General features: G+C 57.1%; 15 protein-coding genes. 7 read left to right on the forward strand and 8 right to left on the reverse strand.

Annotated elements, in window-relative coordinates; all coding sequences use genetic code 11:
• Positions 1-26 precede the first annotated feature (26 nt).
• The 3 genes from HB631_RS01960 to HB631_RS01970 form a co-directional block, all read right to left on the reverse strand.
• Positions 27-296: a DUF1427 family protein gene (locus tag HB631_RS01960; protein WP_213989468.1), complete on the reverse strand. Its 270-nt coding sequence runs from the start codon at positions 294-296 to the stop codon at positions 27-29.
• Between the two features lie 130 nt (positions 297-426).
• Positions 427-633: a DUF1427 family protein gene (locus HB631_RS01965; RefSeq protein WP_213989469.1), complete on the reverse strand. Its 207-nt coding sequence runs from the start codon at positions 631-633 to the stop codon at positions 427-429.
• 223 nt (positions 634-856) lie between these two features.
• Positions 857-1,543 carry a hydrolase gene (locus HB631_RS01970; protein ID WP_213989470.1) on the reverse strand — a complete coding sequence of 229 codons (687 nt, stop codon included), beginning with the start codon at positions 1,541-1,543 and terminating at the stop codon, positions 857-859.
• A 575-nt stretch (positions 1,544-2,118) separates the two neighbouring features.
• Between HB631_RS01970 and HB631_RS01975 the strand changes: the two genes are divergently transcribed.
• The 7 genes from HB631_RS01975 (at position 2,119) to HB631_RS02005 (ending at position 9,612) form a co-directional block, all read left to right on the forward strand.
• On the forward strand, positions 2,119-2,502 hold the full coding sequence (locus HB631_RS01975) for a hypothetical protein (protein ID WP_213989471.1): 384 nt from the start codon (positions 2,119-2,121) through the stop codon (positions 2,500-2,502).
• Positions 2,503-2,580: 78 nt separating this feature from the next.
• Positions 2,581-2,931, forward strand: a complete 351-nt coding sequence (locus HB631_RS01980; protein ID WP_213989472.1) for a hypothetical protein — start codon at positions 2,581-2,583, stop codon at positions 2,929-2,931.
• A 411-nt stretch (positions 2,932-3,342) separates the two neighbouring features.
• Positions 3,343-5,202, forward strand: a complete 1,860-nt coding sequence (locus HB631_RS01985; RefSeq protein ID WP_213989473.1) for an amidohydrolase — start codon at positions 3,343-3,345, stop codon at positions 5,200-5,202.
• A gap of 28 nt (positions 5,203-5,230) precedes the next feature.
• Positions 5,231-5,626, forward strand: coding sequence for a DoxX family protein (locus HB631_RS01990; protein WP_255556750.1), 396 nt, complete (start codon positions 5,231-5,233; stop codon positions 5,624-5,626).
• Positions 5,619-7,226 carry an MFS transporter gene (locus tag HB631_RS01995; protein WP_213989475.1) on the forward strand — a complete coding sequence of 536 codons (1,608 nt, stop codon included), beginning with the start codon at positions 5,619-5,621 and terminating at the stop codon, positions 7,224-7,226. The genes HB631_RS01990 and HB631_RS01995 overlap by 8 nt, the downstream gene beginning before the upstream one ends.
• 98 nt (positions 7,227-7,324) lie before the next feature.
• The gene (locus tag HB631_RS02000) at positions 7,325-8,146 is read left to right on the forward strand and encodes an alpha/beta hydrolase (protein ID WP_213989476.1); all 822 of its coding nucleotides are present in this window, start codon (positions 7,325-7,327) and stop codon (positions 8,144-8,146) included.
• Between the two features lie 293 nt (positions 8,147-8,439).
• On the forward strand, positions 8,440-9,612 hold the full coding sequence (locus HB631_RS02005) for an iron-containing alcohol dehydrogenase (RefSeq protein ID WP_213989477.1): 1,173 nt from the start codon (positions 8,440-8,442) through the stop codon (positions 9,610-9,612).
• A 178-nt stretch (positions 9,613-9,790) separates the two neighbouring features.
• Here the strand turns inward: HB631_RS02005 and glpK are convergent, their stop codons facing one another.
• The 5 genes from glpK to glpA all read right to left on the reverse strand — a co-directional run bounded on the left by glpK (position 9,791) and on the right by glpA (position 16,741).
• A complete protein-coding gene (gene glpK / locus HB631_RS02010; RefSeq protein WP_213989478.1) occupies positions 9,791-11,320 on the reverse strand; it encodes a glycerol kinase GlpK in 1,530 nt (509 codons plus the stop codon).
• Between the two features lie 57 nt (positions 11,321-11,377).
• Entirely contained in the window at positions 11,378-12,226 is an 849-nt protein-coding gene (locus tag HB631_RS02015) for an MIP/aquaporin family protein (protein ID WP_213989479.1), read from the reverse strand.
• A gap of 402 nt (positions 12,227-12,628) precedes the next feature.
• On the reverse strand, positions 12,629-13,828 hold the full coding sequence (glpC, locus tag HB631_RS02020) for an anaerobic glycerol-3-phosphate dehydrogenase subunit GlpC (RefSeq protein ID WP_213989480.1): 1,200 nt from the start codon (positions 13,826-13,828) through the stop codon (positions 12,629-12,631).
• Complete coding sequence (glpB, locus tag HB631_RS02025) at positions 13,825-15,099, reverse strand: glycerol-3-phosphate dehydrogenase subunit GlpB (RefSeq protein WP_213989481.1); 1,275 nt, start codon at positions 15,097-15,099, stop codon at positions 13,825-13,827. The genes glpC and glpB overlap by 4 nt, the downstream gene beginning before the upstream one ends.
• Positions 15,089-16,741: an anaerobic glycerol-3-phosphate dehydrogenase subunit A gene (gene glpA, locus HB631_RS02030; protein WP_213989700.1), complete on the reverse strand. Its 1,653-nt coding sequence runs from the start codon at positions 16,739-16,741 to the stop codon at positions 15,089-15,091. The genes glpB and glpA overlap by 11 nt, the downstream gene beginning before the upstream one ends.
• Positions 16,742-16,773: the final 32 nt, after the last annotated feature.

Genomic DNA, 16,773 nt, shown 5'->3' on the forward strand with positions numbered 1-16,773 from the left:
CTTGGTGATCCCCATACAAACCCTACCTAAACCGGCGGCGAACCCGATGGCGGTTTTTCACCTCCCGCCGTCGGCGTGCCGCTGATCTTCGGCACGCATTCATGACGAAACCATGCCATGGTCAGCGGTTGCCGGTTAATCAGCCGCTTGCAAACCGGAACGATTTGTTCGCCCACCAGCATGCCGAGCAGTCCCAGCAGGGCAACCACCGGCGGCGCGGGTGAATGCACCTGCAATAATGAATAAATGATACCGGCCAATATGCCGGTTATCAGGGAAACCAGATAGGGTTTCATCACTTTTTCCCCTTCGTATCATTGCCGGCCCGTGCAAAAAAACGCGCCATCACCGACTGTGCCGCCAGACCCGTCGTCGGCGCCATCAATGCCCAGGCGGTATGTTGCCCATTCACCGCCGCGGGTGCCGTTAGCGTTGCAGGGATGTCCGGTCCGACCGGCTGGCGGGCGCCGCCGCCGCGTGCCGCACCATCTGGGTGATGATCTGTTCGCCCGCCAGCATGCCCAGCAGGCCGATAAGGGCGATGGCGGGCGGCGCGGGCGAACGCACCTTGAGCAGGGCGTAAACCATCCCTATCAACACGCCCGCCCCCATGGAAATAAGATAGACTTTCATGGTTGTTTACCTCAGCGACGTCCGCTTCAGCCGGACTGAGATATCTCTTATCGGCCCGCGCAATGTCGCCTGGCCGGAAGATTTCTCCGCCACCGGTTGGAAATATCTCTCGATCGGAAGTTATCCTGCGACTGGTTAGACATGTCTCCCGATCGGAAGTTATCCCGCGACTGGTTAGACATATCTCCCATTCGGAAGGTTTTCCCGCCACCGGCGGATCATGTTATCTGGCCGGAACCGGCGCCAAGGTGCGGTGATCGCCTTGAGTGCGTTCAGGGGCTTTATGGACCATGGTATAGGCATAATCCACACCCATGCCGTAGGCGCCGGAATGTTCCTTGACGATCGCCATGACGGCGTCGTAGGTTTCCTTGCGCGCCCAATCCCGCTGCCACTCCAGCATGACCTGCTGCCAGGTCACCGGGATCACGCCGGCCTGGATCATCCGTTGCATGGCATAATCATGGGCTTCTTTTGAGGTCCCCCCCGAAGCGTCGGCCACCATATAAATTTCATACTGTCCTTCGGCCATGGCGCATAAAGCGAAACTGTTATTACAGACTTCGGTCCATAAGCCCGAAACCACCACTTTTTTCTTGCCGTTGGCCGCCAGGGCATCGCGCACCTTCTGATCGTCCCAGGAGTTCATGGAGGACCGTTCGAGAATGTCATGAGTGGGAAAGACGTCCAGCAGTTCGGGGTAGGTATGGCCGGAAAAACTTAATGTTTCCACCGTGGTGATGGTGGTGGGGATGCCGAATGTCTTGGCGGCTTTTGCCAATGCCACCACGTTGTTCTTCAACGCCTGGCGATCCATTGACTGCACGCCGAATGCCATTTGCGGCTGTTGATCAATGAAGATCATTTGACAGTTGGTGGGGGTCAGTACATCAAGTTTAGAGTCGATCATAATGATTTCCATTGAGGTATGAGTAATGGGAAGCCCGCGTGTCCGCGGCGCGCCGATGAAGTTGATAGCGGCAGAGCCGTGCCCGCTTCCTGGTGTCAGGATAAATCCAGGAAAAGCCTGCCGGCCGATCCGGCGAAGGTCCTTGACGAACGTCCGTACCGACCGGACCGCCGGGGACTGTTATGTGCTATCAGTTCGCATGGTAGGGCGTCTGGGCGGGGGAGACTATTATCTCTATGTATAACAAGAGTGCTGCTGGGTATAGTAAATTTGATGGCGCAAAAAAAGTGCTCTTATTGTCTACAACAACATAATGTTGCCTCGACCATGTGGATTATAAAATAAATTTTCAGGGAGTTTCGCAATGTAATGAAACCCGGCTTTTTTCTTTTGATTATTATTGATAAAGTATTTTTTAAATCAGACAGCACCATGTCTTTGTTAATAAAATTTTCGTAAAGTATTTAAAATTTTTCGTAAGGCATTTTGGTTTTTATTCGGTGAGTTAATTAAATTGGCGCTACATCAAAAAATAAAAACGTGACGATAAGTGTCGCATCGACTAAGGAGATCTGATGCATGGGTTATATGATATTTTTGAGAAAACATACTTCAAGAGTCTTGAGGATAGAGAGAAAATAATCGGCAGAGTCCAATTAAATTTTACTATTTATGTCAGTATGCTTGCTGTGATTTTTTACATGCTGCGCATAGTGGACTACAATGAAAAAATAATTTCGTTGATAATGTTTTTTGTGGCGCTTTTAAGCTGTTTATCATCAATGTTGACATCGCTTTATTTCGCTTACAAAACCCTCTGTGGAAATTATGATTACCGTTATTTTAAACCTCATCACAAAGTATCGGGATATATCAATAATTTACAAAAATATCGTAATAAATCAGAACAATATAATACAAAAAATAATGAAATCTCCATGCATAGTATTGGATTTTAAATAAAAAGGTATATATTTTATGTAGTGGGTTGTTGCAGTGATGAGAACACCCATCTCAATAAAAAGCGGATGTTCTTTTTGAAAAAATCAATGGGATGGCTCTGGATTTCCGGTGCTTTATTCGTTATGGCTTCAGCAGTTTTCGCAATAGTTGATCTTGACGTATCCTCACCTAGAAAGGATACTTTGGTCAAAGATCTGACCGTGGCGAATGAAATTAAAAGTTTTGGTCAACATGTTATAAATGAAATGAGATACTCTATGTCTAATAACGAAGAAAACAAGGCAAATGGAAGTGAAAGCTCCAACGCGAACACTATCTCTCAGCAATGTGATGTCGATGAAATACCCACCAAGCCAATTCCACCTACATATGAAATTATTTCAGATAGTTATAATATTTTTAATATGAAATGGACTGAAGACTGAACGGTCGAAAAATTTCGGCCTCCAGGTCTCTTAAAAAACTTCGAGGCTGTTCCTAAATTCTATCATAAAGTAATGTTTGAAGTGATAAATTCATCTGTTTCCACTCTCTTAACGCTATAACCTTATTTCCGTGGAAATCTGCCCGATTCTGACAACCGTTTCCTTACATTAATCACTCCTAATTAGGTCAATGTAAGCTTCTGGGCAATTTATTCTGGGATGAGCGCGTTTTCGTCAAACTCCCCCCGACAGAACGGTTTATCCACGCGTTAACACCTGTTTTCGCATCTATGAGTCGCCGCCCTCCGGCAAAACCATTATCTCTTTGTATAACTAGACGCTGCTCCGGCTTGCCGACCATAATCCGGTCATTGTCCATGCCGCACTGGCCCTCACGGTTTCGGAGGTTTTATGGTTTCGCCCAATAAAGCAGAGTTAATCCTGATAAACGGGAAATTTCATACCCTCGATCGGCAAAAGCCCCTTGCCGATGCGGTCGCCGTCAGCGGCGGCAAATTTCTGGAAGTGGGGACCCGTGCAGAGGTGATGCGCCACGGCGACGATAAAACCCAAGTGATTGACCTCGGAGGACGGACGGTCATCCCCGGTTTGAACGATTCCCACCTGCACCTTATCCGCGGCGGACTGAACTATAACCTGGAATTACGCTGGGAAGGGGTGCCGTCGCTGTCCGACGCCCTGGCCATGTTGAAAAAACAGGCGGATCGCACGCCTCAGCCGCAGTGGGTCAGGGTAGTGGGGGGCTGGACCGAGTTCCAGTTCGCGGAAAGGCGCATGCCGACCCTGGAAGAACTGAATGCGGCGGCGCCGGATACGCCGGTGTTTGTGTTGCATCTTTACGATCGGGCCTTGCTTAATCAGGCGGCGCTGCGGGTGGTGGGCTACACCAAGGACACCCCCAATCCTCCAGGCGGCGAAATCCAGCGCGACAAGGCGGGCAATCCCACCGGTATGTTGATAGCCAAGCCTAATGCCATGATCCTCTACGCTACCCTGGCCAAAGGGCCGACCCTGCCGCTGGAATACCAGGTGAATTCCACCCGGCAGTTTCTGCGCGAGCTTAACCGGCTGGGATTGACCAGTGTAATCGATGCCGGCGGCGGCTTTCAAAATTATCCCGATGATTACAAGGTGGTGGAGCAACTGGCTAAAGAGGGTCAACTCACCGTGCGCATTGCCTATAATCTGTTCACCCAACGCAAAGGCGGGGAGCTGGATGACTTTAAGCGTTGGACCGATATGGTAAAGCCGGGACAAGGGGATGATTTTTACCGGCAAAACGGCGCCGGAGAGATGCTGGTGTTTTCCGCCGCTGATTTTGAGGATTTCCTCCAGCCCCGTCCCGATCTGGACCCCGGCATGGAGGGCGAACTGGAGGCGGTAGTCAGACATCTGGTGGGCCAGCGCTGGCCGTTCCGGCTGCATGCTACCTATAACGAGTCCATCAGCCGGATGCTCGACGTGTTTGAAAAAGTGGACAAGGATATCCCGTTCGACGGCCTGCACTGGTTTTTTGACCATGCGGAAACCATCACCAGCAAAAATATCGAACGGGTGCGGGCGCTCGGCGGCGGTATCGCCATCCAGCACCGGATGGCATTCCAGGGAGAATATTTTGCCGAGCGCTACGGCGCGGCCGCCGCCGCCCAGACGCCGCCGGTGGCGCGTATGCTGGAAATGGGTATACCGGTGGGCGCCGGTACCGATGCCACCCGGGTGGCCAGTTATAATCCCTGGACCTCGCTGTACTGGATGGTCTCCGGCCGCACCGTCGGCGGCATGAAGCTGTTTGACAGCGTGAACCGGTTGTCCCGGGATACCGCCCTGGAATTATATACCGCGGGCAGCGCCTGGTTTTCTAGCGAACAGGGTAAGAAAGGGCATATCCAGGCCGGCCAGCTGGCGGATCTGGCGGTGTTGACAGCGGATTTTTTCACTGTCCCGGAAGAGGAGATCAAGTCCATTGAATCGCTGATGACCGTGGTGGGCGGCAAGGTGGTCTACGCCGCCGGTGAATTATCGTCCCATGGCCCGGCGGCGATTCCGGTAGTGCCGGATTGGTCTCCCGTCACCCTGGTGCCGGGGCATTACCGCCCGCTGGCCGCCAGCGCATGCCTGTTGCCACATAGCTGCATCGGCGCCTGCGGCGTCCATGGCCACGCTCATGACAATGCCCGGCGTTCGGCGGTGCCGGTATCGGATCATACCGGGTTCTGGGGTGCGCTGGGCTGCAGCTGCTTTGCGTTTTAATACCATGAAAATATTCGGGATAACGCCTTTGACCCCCCGCATCGATCTGGGTCTGCTGTTCCTGCGGCTCTCCGGCTGCTTTATGCTGCTGTACGTGCATGGCATACCCAAGGTGCTGCATTTCAATGAACAATTGACGCAGATCGAGGATCCTTTCGGCCTGGGACCCTATTTAAACCTGTTGCCGGCCATTTTCGCCGAAGTAGTGTGCCCGATTTTTATCATTTTGGGAGTCGCCGCCCGGTTGGCCTGCCTGCCGATTATCCTGGTGCTGCTGGTGGCCATGCTGGCGGTCCATCCCGAGTGGACGGTGGCGGAAGGGCAGTTCGGCTGGCTGCTGCTGATTATATTTATCACGCTGGCGGTATGCGGCCCGGGACGGTGGCGCATACCGCCGGGTTTCGCGGGGGAAATCCATGACTGACGCCGAAGAGAGCCGGCCCAATATCCCGGTTACCGGCGGTTTTTCTCCCTGGAGTCCGCTGCGGCAACCGGTCTTTCGCATACTGTGGATAGCTACCGTGGTGTCCAATATCGGTTCCTGGATGAGCGACGTGGGCACCAGTTGGATGATGTTGTTGCTTAATCCCGATCCGCTATGGGTGGCGCTGGTACAGGCCGCCGGCAGCCTGCCGATGTTTCTGTTCGCATTGCCCTCGGGCGTCATGGCCGATATCGTCGATCGGCGCCGCTACCTGTTGTTTTCCCAGCTTTGGGTGTTTATCGCCGCCTCCGGCCTGGGCCTGCTGGTTCTCAGCGGGCACGTGACGCCCATTGGCCTGCTGGCGGCGGCGTTTTTGCTGAGCACCGGGGCGGCCATGAGTTCGCCCCCTTTTCAGGCCATCGTGCCGGAACTGGTGGCTAAATCTGAGCTGCCTTCGGCCATCGCCCTCAATTCCCTGGGCATTAATATCAGTCGGGCCATCGGTCCGGCCCTGGGTGGGCTGATTTTGTCCTTTGCCGGGCCGGGGGTGGTATTTTTGCTCAATGCGCTTTCGGTATTGGGGGTGGGTTTTGTACTGTATCGCTGGAAAGCCGAACCCACCATCCAGCGGTTGCCTCCCGAACACTTTTTTTCCGCCGTGGGGGCGGGACTGCGTTATGTCCACTCGGCGCCGGTATTAAGAAACGTACTCGTGCGCGCCCTGGCGTTTTTCCTGTTCGGCAGCGCCGGCTGGGCCTTGCTGCCGCTGGTGGCGCGCCGGGAACTGGGGCTGGGGCCCGGGGGCTACGGCGTTCTGCTGGCGTCTATCGGCATCGGCGCGGTGTGCGGTGCCATACTGCTGCCGGGGCTGCGAAAAAAACTCTCCCCGGATCGCCTGACGGTGCTGGCCAGCCTGCTGTTTGCGCTGACCATGCTGGCCCTGGCGTTTATCCGATATTTTTGGGTTTTGACCGCCATTGAGTTTTTTACCGGTTTTGCTTGGATTACTATCCTATCAACCCTCAACGTCGGCGCGCAGCGCAGCGCGGCCCGTTGGGTCAAGGCCCGCGCCCTGGCGGTATATCTCACGGTGTTTTTCGGTTCCATGACGCTGGGCAGCGCCATCTGGGGCCAACTGGCGTCGAAGGCCGGTATTCGCATCGCCCTTTGCGCGGCGGCCGTCGGCATGATCCTGTCCACCGCCGCCGCCCTGCGCTGGCGCTTGGATAAAGATCCCGATTTAAACCTGGATACCAGCGAACATCCCCTGGCCCCGGCGCCGGACTTGCAGCATGAGCGAGGGCCGGTAATGGTCAGCATCGAATATGAGATAGACCCGGCCCAGTCACGAGCGTTTTTGCTGGCCGTCCAGGAAATGCGCCGGGTGCGGCGGCGCGGCGGCGCGATGACCTGGGCTGTCTATCAGGATGTCCAACTGCCGGGCAAATTCGTGGAAGTGTTTGTGGTCGGTTCCTGGCTTGAGCATCTCAGGCAACACGAACGCCATACCGTAAATGATCGTCTTATCCAAAGCCGGGTGCAGGCCTTTCACCAGGGAGCTGGGCCGCCGGTGGTGCGCCACATGGTAGCGCCCGGTTAACACGTCTGGACCTGACGCACAGGTCTTTTTCCAAACTGGTTCCCATGCCAGACATAGCGACACGTCACCCTTCATATCAATCACTTGTGGAGAACATCATGAGTACTATCACTACCAATGACGGCACCAGCATTGCTTATAAAGATTGGGGCAAAGGCCAGCCTATCCTGTTCTCCCATGGTTGGCCCCTGGCGGGTGATGCCTGGGAGGCGCAGATGCTCTACTTCGGTCAGAAAGGTTTTAGGGTGATAGCACATGACCGCCGTAGCCACGGCGCCTCCGATCAAACCTGGGAAGGCAATAATATGGATCAGTATGCCGACGATCTGTCGGAGCTGATTGAACAGTTGGATTTGCAGGAGGTGATTCTGGTGGGTCACTCCACCGGCGGCGGAGAAGTGGCCCATTACATCGGCCGCCACGGCACCGCGCGCGTTGCCCGCGTTGTGTTGGTGGGCGCGGTTCCGCCGTTGATGCTGAAGACCCCGGACAATCCTGAAGGCGCGCCGCTGGAGGTTTTTGACGGCATCCGTAAAGGCACGGCCCTTGATCGCTCGCAGTTCTTCCTCGATCTGGCCCTGCCGTTTTATGGTTTCAACCGTGAGGGCGTTAAATTGAATCAAGGGTTGCAAGAGTCATTCTGGCGTATGGGCATGCAGGGGGGAATAAAAGGCGAATACGATTGTGTGCATGAATTTTCCGAGGTGGATTACACCGGCGATCTGCTGAAAATTGATAAGCCCACGCTGATTATTCACGGCGATGACGACCAAATTGTCCCCATTGCCGCGGCGGGGCTGAAAAGCGCCAAACTGGTGAAAGGCGCCCAACTGAAAATTTATCCGGGCGGCTGCCACGGCCTGGCTCAGTTGCATGCCGAACAGTTTAACGCCGACCTGTTGGCATTTATCAAAGGGTAATGCGGTGCCGGATAAATGCGTATCTGCCGGCGTTGACTAAAAGGTAACGCGCCGGAGGGTAAATACTCATTTGCCTGCGTTTATCAACCAATAACCTGCTGCCATGCCCGCGCCGGTGAGTAAACCGGGGCGGTGCATCCCTGGGCCGCGGGTTTCCAAAACCTCCCTCTAAAAGCCCTCAGCGCCATAAAGCCGAAATTGCCGTTGTACAACGCCGTTCATGTCGGCGAAAAGCGCTGGTTTGCCCGGCAGCCCTGGATTATGCTGGGGTTTTAGCGCGCCAGGGAGATAATATGACCGCCAGCCTGATGATCGCCAACCGGCAAACCTGGTTCGGTACCGGCAGTATCAGCCAACTGATTCCCCTCTTGCAGTCCGATGCGCAACCCACGCTGCTGTTCAGCTGCCGCTCTTTCCTGGGCGGCCCGATCTATGCGGCGTTAGCGGATAGGCTGGCGCCGTTGCTGGCCGGCACGGAAATCGTCAGTCATGAGGCGTCGCCGCAGGATATTGACCGCTGGGTCGCCCGCTGGCGCGGCAAGGTGCGGCGGGTGGTGGCTATCGGCGGCGGCAGCGTGCTGGACGCCGCCAAGGCGTTTGCCGCACTGGTGGAGCATCCGCTGCCGGCCCTGCGCTATATGGAAAAGGTGGGTGATAGTAAAGTGAGCGGCGCTACTCTGCCGCTTATCGCCATCCCCACCACTGCCGGTACCGGCAGTGAAGTGACGCAAAATGCCGTTATTACCGACACCCATGTGTATAAGGTGAAAGCCTCGTTGCGCCACAACAACTTTGTGCCGCAGATGGCGATACTCGATCCGCAACTGCTGGCGGGAGCGCCGGACGCGGTGCTGGCCTATTGCGCCATTGATGCTTTCACTCACCTGTTTGAGTCTTACCTGTCCAAAACCGCCACCAGCCTCTCCCGCGAAATGTCCCTTACCGGCATTCGCCATTTCCTGCAGGCCTGGCCGGCGCTGAACCACGACGATGAGGCCCGTGAAGCCATTATGCAGGCCTCCTACCTGGGTGGCCTGACCCTGAGCATGGCGGGGCTGGGGGTTATCCACGGCATCGCCGGGGAAGTCGGCGCGTTGCGCAGCTATCACCATGGACAAATATGCGGTCGGCTGCTGCTGCCGTTCCTGGATGTGCTGGCGGAAAGCGAACAGCCGCGGCAGAGGGCGCTGATGACCGAACTGGCCCTCCGCCTGTTTCCCCGGGAGCAGGGCAATCCGGAACGCTATTTGTCGGCATTTATCACCCGCAATGCCATTGCTCCGTTCTGGCGGGAGGATTTGCCCCTGAGCCAGCAGGAACTGGCGGTCAGCCTGGAGAAATCCAACAGCAAGAATTCACTGCTTGAATATTCGCCGGCAGAGCGCCGGGGCATGATAGAAGGGGCATTTCGCATTGAGGACACGGAGGGTTCGGGGTACGGTGTTAGCGGGCCTACCGTGCCATGAGGCGCTCGGTCGGGCGGAAAAACCACGCCCGATTCGACCTCATTGTCACGGTCTCCTTTTAACACGCGTTCACGTTGACATGCTCCGTCCCGGCCGGGCATTTTGTCAACAGGTGAAGGCCCATTCATTGAATGGGCCTTCACCTTGCTGAATAACCGGCTTATATCAAGATTGAACCTTACACCTCATTTTTTTGCTGTTCCTCATGCTCTTCCCATGAACGGGCGCGCGCCACCGCCTTTTGCCAGCCGCGGTAGCGGACATTGCGTTCCACGGTTTCGATGCTGGGATGGAACTCCCGTTCAATCACCGATTTGCTGCGCACTTCCTCCAGGTCGTTCCAGAAACCCACCGCCAGCCCGGCCAGGTAGGCCGCGCCCAGCGCGGTCACTTCCCGCACTTGCGGCCGTTCCACCTTGGTACCGAGGATATCCGACTGGAATTGCATCAGGAAGTTATTGGCCACCGCGCCGCCGTCCACCCGCAATGACTTCAGCCGGGCGCCGGAATCTCCCTGCATGGCATCCAGCAAATCACGGGTCTGGAAAGCGATGGATTCCAGGGTGGCGCGGATTATATGGTTGGCGTTAACCCCGCGGGTCAGGCCGAAAATGGCCCCGCGCGCATAGGGGTCCCAGTAGGGGGCGCCCAGGCCGGTAAAGGCCGGCACCACGTAGACGCCGTTGGTGTCTTTTACCTTGCCGGCGAAATATTCGCTGTCATCGGCGTCGCTGATTAGCTTCATTTCATCACGCAGCCACTGGATAGCCGCGCCGGCGACGAACACCGCCCCTTCCAGCGCATAGTTCACCTCGCCGCGCGGGCCGCAGGCGATGGTGGTCAGCAGGCCGTGTTTCGACCGTACCGCTTCGGTGCCGGTATTCATCAGCAGGAAGCAGCCGGTGCCGTAGGTATTTTTGGCCATGCCCTTCTCGACGCACAGCTGGCCGTACAGGGCGGCCTGCTGGTCGCCGGCGATGCCGGCGATGGGAATACGGGTCCCGCCTTTACCGCCGATATTGGTCTGGCCGTAGACTTCCGAAGAGGAGCGCACCGTCGGCAGCATGGAGCGCGGGATATCCAGCGCGTCCAGCATTTTTTCATCCCAGTCCAGGGCATGGATATTGAACAGCATGGTGCGGGAAGCGTTGGTATAGTCGGTTACATGCACCCGGCCCTGGGTCATGCGCCAGATAAGCCAGGTATCGATGGTGCCGAACAGCAGCTCGCCGCGTTTGGCCCGTTCCCTGGCGCCTTCCACGTTATCCAGGATCCATTTGACCTTGGTGCCGGAGAAATAGGGGTCGATGACCAGCCCGGTGGTTTCGCGCACATACTCTTCCAGCCCGTCTTTTTTCAATTTTTCGCAAATATCGGCGGTACGGCGGCATTGCCAGACAATGGCATTATACACGGGTTTACCGGTTTCCTTATCCCACACCACCGTGGTTTCGCGCTGGTTGGTGATGCCGATGCCGGCAATCTGGTCGGAGCTGATATCAGCCTTGGCCAGGACTTCCACCAGGGTTGAACTTTGCGACGCCCAGATTTCCATCGGGTCATGCTCCACCCAGCCGGGTTTGGGATAGATCTGGGCAAATTCACGCTGTGAAACGCTGACGATATTGGCCTCGTGGTCGAGGATAATGGCCCGGGAACTGGTGGTTCCCTGGTCGAGGGCAACAATGTATTTTTTTTCAGATGGCATGATGTTTTCCTGCAAAAGTTATCGTTCTTATAATGGATACCATTTTTCTAGAGGATACTAGGCTTTATGCTCGCTGCCGCTGGGGCGCGTCTCTTCCAGTCCGTCTTCGATCACCGCGGAAGGCAAATGAGGACCGATAAGCGCACGGTAGCCGAACGCTCCCAGGCACCCACCCACCACCGGCGCAATCAGCGGCACCAGGAAGTAGGGGATATCGCGTCCGCCGGTGAAGGCCACTTTGCCCCAGCCGGCCAGATAGGCGAATACCTTGGGTCCGAAATCACGGGCCGGGTTAAGGGCGAAGCCGGTCAGCGGTCCCATGGAGGCGCCAATCACCGCAATGAGCAGGCCGATGAGCAGCGGCGCCAGCGGTCCGCGGGGAATGCCGTTGCCGTCGTCGGTCAGCGCCAGGATCAGGCACAGCAGAATAGCGGCGATAACCGTTTCCACAAAGAACGCCTGCACCACGGTGATATGCGCATTGGGATAGGTGGAAAAAATGCTGGCGAGCTGCAGACTTTCCACGCTTCCCCGCACCATATGGTTCGCCTGTTCGAAATCAAAAAACAGGCTGTAGTAAAGGAAATAAACCACCGCCGCGCCGACAAAGGCGCCAAGCATTTGTGAGACGATATAGGGCAGCAATTTACGGCCTTCAAAATTGCCGAATAAACACAGGGCGATGGAAACCGCCGGACTGAGGTGGGCGCCGGACACCGCGGCGGTGAGATAAACCGCCATGGCGACGCCCATACCCCAGATAATGCTGATTTCCCATTGTCCGAAGCTGGCTCCCGCCAGTTTCAGTGCGGCGACGCAGCCGACTCCGAAGAATATTAACAGCGCTGTTCCAAGGAATTCCGCGATGCATTGGCCTTTTAGCGTAGGCGTTTTTTGTTGGGTCATAGACTTTTCCTGCTGGCATTTAGTGGGTCAAGGCAGAGTAGGTTCTGCATACCAATACAGTTTTACCTAAAAGCATAAGTAGGTATGTGGTGAGTTTATCGTTAATGAGCGAAAGCGAGAAATAGCGAAATTGAAATGTGTGGAATACATCATGAAATGATTGAAAACGATTATAATTAATGATTAATCGCTCACATAAGCAAATATCCCTTTCGGATAAGGTCTTTTGTTGCAACGCGCCTATTGGTTTAGGGTGATGAGGATCGCTGCATGACCGCCGCTTAAAGGGTTGACGATAGCCGATAGATTTAAGGGCGGTGGCGCGGCATTTGGATTATGTCAATCCGGATATCTCTCCTCTGATCAGAACACTACTCATCGCACCATTTATTACACCAGGCGCTAGACCAACGCCTGCGCCAGCAGGGATATGGGATGCTCGCAGCGCTTGCTGGTGGACATCTCTATCTGCCACTTGCAGGTTTCGCAGTCCGTTACCACGAGGTCGGCGCCGCTGTCTTCAATCTGGCGAAACAGCGGGGCGCCGATTGCCTGTGACGTGGCGTAATTTTCCGACTTGAAGCCGTATGTCCCTGCAATGCCGCAGCATTGAGAGTCCAGCACCGTAAGCTCCAGGCCGGGGATGCGGCGCAACAGTTCCAGCGTGTAGGCGCTCCAGCCCATTTTTTCCATATGGCAGGGGGTGTGGTACGCTACCCGTAAAGGGGTATGTTTCAGCGGCAGCGATTTACCCCCGTCAAGCAGGCGATACAAATAACGGGTAGCCAGTTCCACCCGTTCCCGTACCTCCGAGGTATCCACATCCAGCAGGTGGGGGTATTCGTCGCGCAGGGCATAAATGCAGCTCGATGAGGTGCCCACCACAGGAATGCCTCGGGTCAGCACCGACTCCCGCAGGGATTCGTTGTTCACCTTGGCCTGCTTTTGCGCCTGTTCGATAAAGCCGTTGGCTATCAGCGGCACACCGCAGCATTTTTCGCGCTTTAACAACTGCACGCCGGTGCCCACGGCATTAAAGACGCGAATCAGATCCTTGCCCAACTGCGGATGGTTATAATTAACGAAGCAGCCGTGAAAAAACGCCACCTGATCCTGATATTGCCGCTGGCTTTCGGCCTGCTGACGGTACCAGCGGCGGAAGGTGCCGAAGGAGTATTTCGGCAACGTACGGCGATGATCGATCTTTAGGGTACTGTCCAGCAGGCGGCGTACCGGTCCCAGGCCGGTGGCGATATTCACCAGGGGGGCAAACGGCGTCGACAGCCGGCCCATGGTATCGGTATGGCTGAGCAAAGTATCCCGCAGGGTCGGCTGGTGTTGTGAATAGAGGGCCTTCGCCCGTTGGATAATATCGCCGATGCGCACCTCGGACGGACAGGCCACCTCGCAACGTTTGCAGTTGGTGCAGTAAATGAGCGCCTCGTCGAACAACGCCGGATCCTTTAACCGCAGGCGTTCTCCGTCCGGCCCGGCCTGCTTGGGGCCGGGATACAGTGGATTGACCTTGGACACTGGGCAATAGGTGGTACAAACCGTACATTTGATACAGCTTTCAAAGCTTAAGTCTTTAGGCAGGTTCATGCTGTTTCCTTAAGCGACAGGGCGATACGCTGCGCGGCGTGCAGGGCGCTGATAAGGGAGACCCCCGCGCCGCAGCCTTGCTGCAGAGGGTCGTAGCCCCCCAGCACCGCCCCGACGGCATAAAGATTCTCCACCGGTTCGTTATCCAGCAGCACGCGCAGGTCATTGTCGGTTTTCACGCCGAACTGCAGATAGGGCTGCGGAGCGAAAAAGTCCGCCCGGCTCCACTCTCCGCGGTCGGCGTGGCTCCAGACGTCGGCGCCGAACACAGGTTCGTAGATTCGGTCGCGGTCGGCCACCAGTCCGTTGCTGAAAAAACTGCCGCCGGCCAGCACCACCTGCTGCGCCCGCAGCATGATATCCGCATGACTGCGGGTATAAACCCCGGCGATGCGCCGGCCGTCGAATTTAGCCTTCAGCACGCGGTCTCCCGGCATAAAAACGCCGCCGAGACGAGTGAGGCGCTGACGCAGCGCCTGGAATATACGCAGCCCCAGCAGCGAAGGCGGCAAGGTCGGCAATAAACGCACCGGCCGGCTCACCGCGGCGCGCAGCTGCTCAAGGGGGCGGGGACCGTCCAGACCGATACAGGCCGGCAGAATAATGCATTCGGCATCCCCCGCCAGACGGTTAAGCTCCTCCGCCAGCGCCCGGGTATTTTCCGGTATATCCAGCACCCTGGCGATATTCACCGCCCGGAACTCGCTGGGATTATTGCGCAACGGATCCAGCGCCGGCAGATGAACATAGGCCGTGGCGGCGTCTATCTCCTGTTCCGTCGCCAATGAACCGGCGATCAGGTGCGGTTCAAAATCCAGAAATCCTTCAATGCCCGCCACCAGCACCTTGCTCCAGGGCAATACCTGCCCCAGCTCGGTTACCGGGATATCCGCCGGGCTGAGCCAGGTTGCCCGCCGGGTACCCAGGGGCGTAACGCGCCAATGGTTCTGCGCGCTACGGCCGAACAGGGAGAGATCGCAGCGGGCGAGCAGCGTCTGGGCTTCTCGGGCCAGAGCGGTTACGGCCTGTGCGCCGAGGAGGCTGTAGGGATGGCGGGGCGCCTGTCGCGACAGTTCTCCCAGCGCCTCCAGGGGGGATGTCACCGGGCTCCCGTCCGGCAGGCGGGACAATAAATCCAGCGAACCGGAAGAAAAGAACAGCGCACCTTGACCGGCGCTCACCACTCCGCAGCGTTTACCCTGTTCCGCCAGACGGATAGCGCAGCTTAAGCCGGCCAGGCCGCCGCCAATCACCACCACATCAAATTCCATTATCCGCCTCCGGTTTTTCTCTCTGCTCACGGCCGTCAAGACCGCACAGCCCTTGGTAAACCCAACTGGTGAATTCGCTTTCACGCAGTGCGTCTCCCCAGGCAATGGGCCGCACGCCTTTCCACCGCTCGTTAAGAAACCGCGAGAGTTGCCGGATGGACTGCTGCGGCGTGGCGACATTAAAGCGCGTCAACAGCCCGGCGGCGCGACAGGCGCAGAGCTCCCCCTGGCAGGTGCCCATGCCCACCCGCGTCCGCCGCCTGAGATCGGTGAGATTATTGACCGTCAGGGAATCCACCGCATAGCGGACTTCGCCGGCGGTGACCGCCTCACATTCACATACCAGGCTGTTGTCCAGCCGATTGCCCCAGGGCACCTGGCTGACGCGGTCGCCGTGACGATAGCGTGCTGAACCGGCGATGCTGGCGGGCAGCGGCAGCATGTCGCCGGCGATCTCTTTCGCCGGCGCATGGGAACCGGGCAAAACTTCCCCGGCGGTGGTGCAGGGCTGGTTGACGCCCAGTTTTTCACAGACTTTGTCGGTGGCCCATTCAGCCATCAGGCGATAGGTCATCAGCTTGCCGCCGGTGATGGTAATGAAACCCTCCATACCGTCCCGGCTGGCGTGGTCAAGCAATACGATGCCGCGGCTGACGTTGCGTCCGGAAGGATCGTCGTCGCTGGCCACCAGGGGCCGCACGCCGGCGTAGGCGCGCAGCAGGCGGGTTGTGGCCAGGGACGGGGCCAGCAGCGCGCCTTCGCGAATCAGCAGATCCACTTCCTGCGCCGTGACCTGCATCCGGTCGATGTCGGCATAATCCACATGGGTGGAGGTGGTGCCGATAAGGGAGATGGTGTCTCCCGGCACAAGGATATCGGCATCCGCCGGGGCGCGGCAGCGGTTAATCACCATATTGTTGATACGATGGCCCAATATCAGCAGCGCGCCTTTGGCCGGAAACATACGAATACGCAGATCGGCATATTCGGCGATCTTCTGTCCCCAGATCCCCGCAGCGTTCACCACCACCTCGGCACGGATCTCGTGACGCAGCCCGGTTTGATGGTCGATTACGCGCACACCGCCGACGCGGTCGTTTTGGCGGATAAGTCCCGTCACTTCATGATAGGTCAGAAAGTCCGCGCCGTGCTCGCGGGCGTCGAGCATATTGGCGACGGTCAGCCGAAACGGGTCGACGGTGCCGTCCGGTACGCGGACGGCGCCGATAAGGGCAGGGTTTACCGCGCCTTCCAGGCGCAAGGCCTCGGCGGGATCGATGGCCTGCGCGTTTATGCCGGCATCAGTGCAGGACTGGATAAAACGCTGCTGATAGTCCAGCGAATCCTGCGGCAAGGTAATAAACAAACCGTCGGTGGGCTCGATGCAATGGCGGGCGATATGCTTGAGAATGCGATTTTCCGCAATACATTCCCGGGCGGACTCGCCGTCGGTCACCGCATAGCGCGCGCCGCTGTGCAGCAGGCCATGATTATGCCCGGTGGCGCCGCTGGCGATATCGAAACGTTCCAGCAGCAGGCAGCGCAGTCCTCGGCGGGCGCAATCCCTTGCAATTCCCGCACCGGTGGCGCCGCCGCCGATAATAATGACATCTGTATCCGCATAGGGAGAACGGTCTTTTATCGCTACAACCATAACCTGACCCTGCCCATTAC

It is taken from the genome of Sodalis sp. dw_96 (assembly GCF_018449575.1).
GTDB lineage: Bacteria > Pseudomonadota > Gammaproteobacteria > Enterobacterales > Enterobacteriaceae > Acerihabitans.

Bases quoted from the DNA above. Each gene is read 5' to 3' on its own strand.
- HB631_RS01960 (WP_213989468.1), bottom strand. From the start codon at position 296: ATGAAACCCTATCTGGTTTCCCTGATAACCGGCATATTGGCCGGTATC.
- HB631_RS01965 (WP_213989469.1), bottom strand. From the start codon at position 633: ATGAAAGTCTATCTTATTTCCATGGGGGCGGGCGTGTTGATAGGGATG.
- HB631_RS01970 (WP_213989470.1), bottom strand. From the start codon at position 1,543: ATGATCGACTCTAAACTTGATGTACTGACCCCCACCAACTGTCAAATG.
- HB631_RS01975 (WP_213989471.1), top strand. From the start codon at position 2,119: ATGCATGGGTTATATGATATTTTTGAGAAAACATACTTCAAGAGTCTT.
- HB631_RS01985 (WP_213989473.1), top strand. From the start codon at position 3,343: ATGGTTTCGCCCAATAAAGCAGAGTTAATCCTGATAAACGGGAAATTT.
- HB631_RS01995 (WP_213989475.1), top strand. From the start codon at position 5,619: ATGACTGACGCCGAAGAGAGCCGGCCCAATATCCCGGTTACCGGCGGT.
- HB631_RS02000 (WP_213989476.1), top strand. From the start codon at position 7,325: ATGAGTACTATCACTACCAATGACGGCACCAGCATTGCTTATAAAGAT.
- HB631_RS02005 (WP_213989477.1), top strand. From the start codon at position 8,440: ATGACCGCCAGCCTGATGATCGCCAACCGGCAAACCTGGTTCGGTACC.
- glpK (WP_213989478.1), bottom strand. From the start codon at position 11,320: ATGCCATCTGAAAAAAAATACATTGTTGCCCTCGACCAGGGAACCACC.
- HB631_RS02015 (WP_213989479.1), bottom strand. From the start codon at position 12,226: ATGACCCAACAAAAAACGCCTACGCTAAAAGGCCAATGCATCGCGGAA.
- glpC (WP_213989480.1), bottom strand. From the start codon at position 13,828: ATGAACCTGCCTAAAGACTTAAGCTTTGAAAGCTGTATCAAATGTACG.
- glpB (WP_213989481.1), bottom strand. From the start codon at position 15,099: ATGGAATTTGATGTGGTGGTGATTGGCGGCGGCCTGGCCGGCTTAAGC.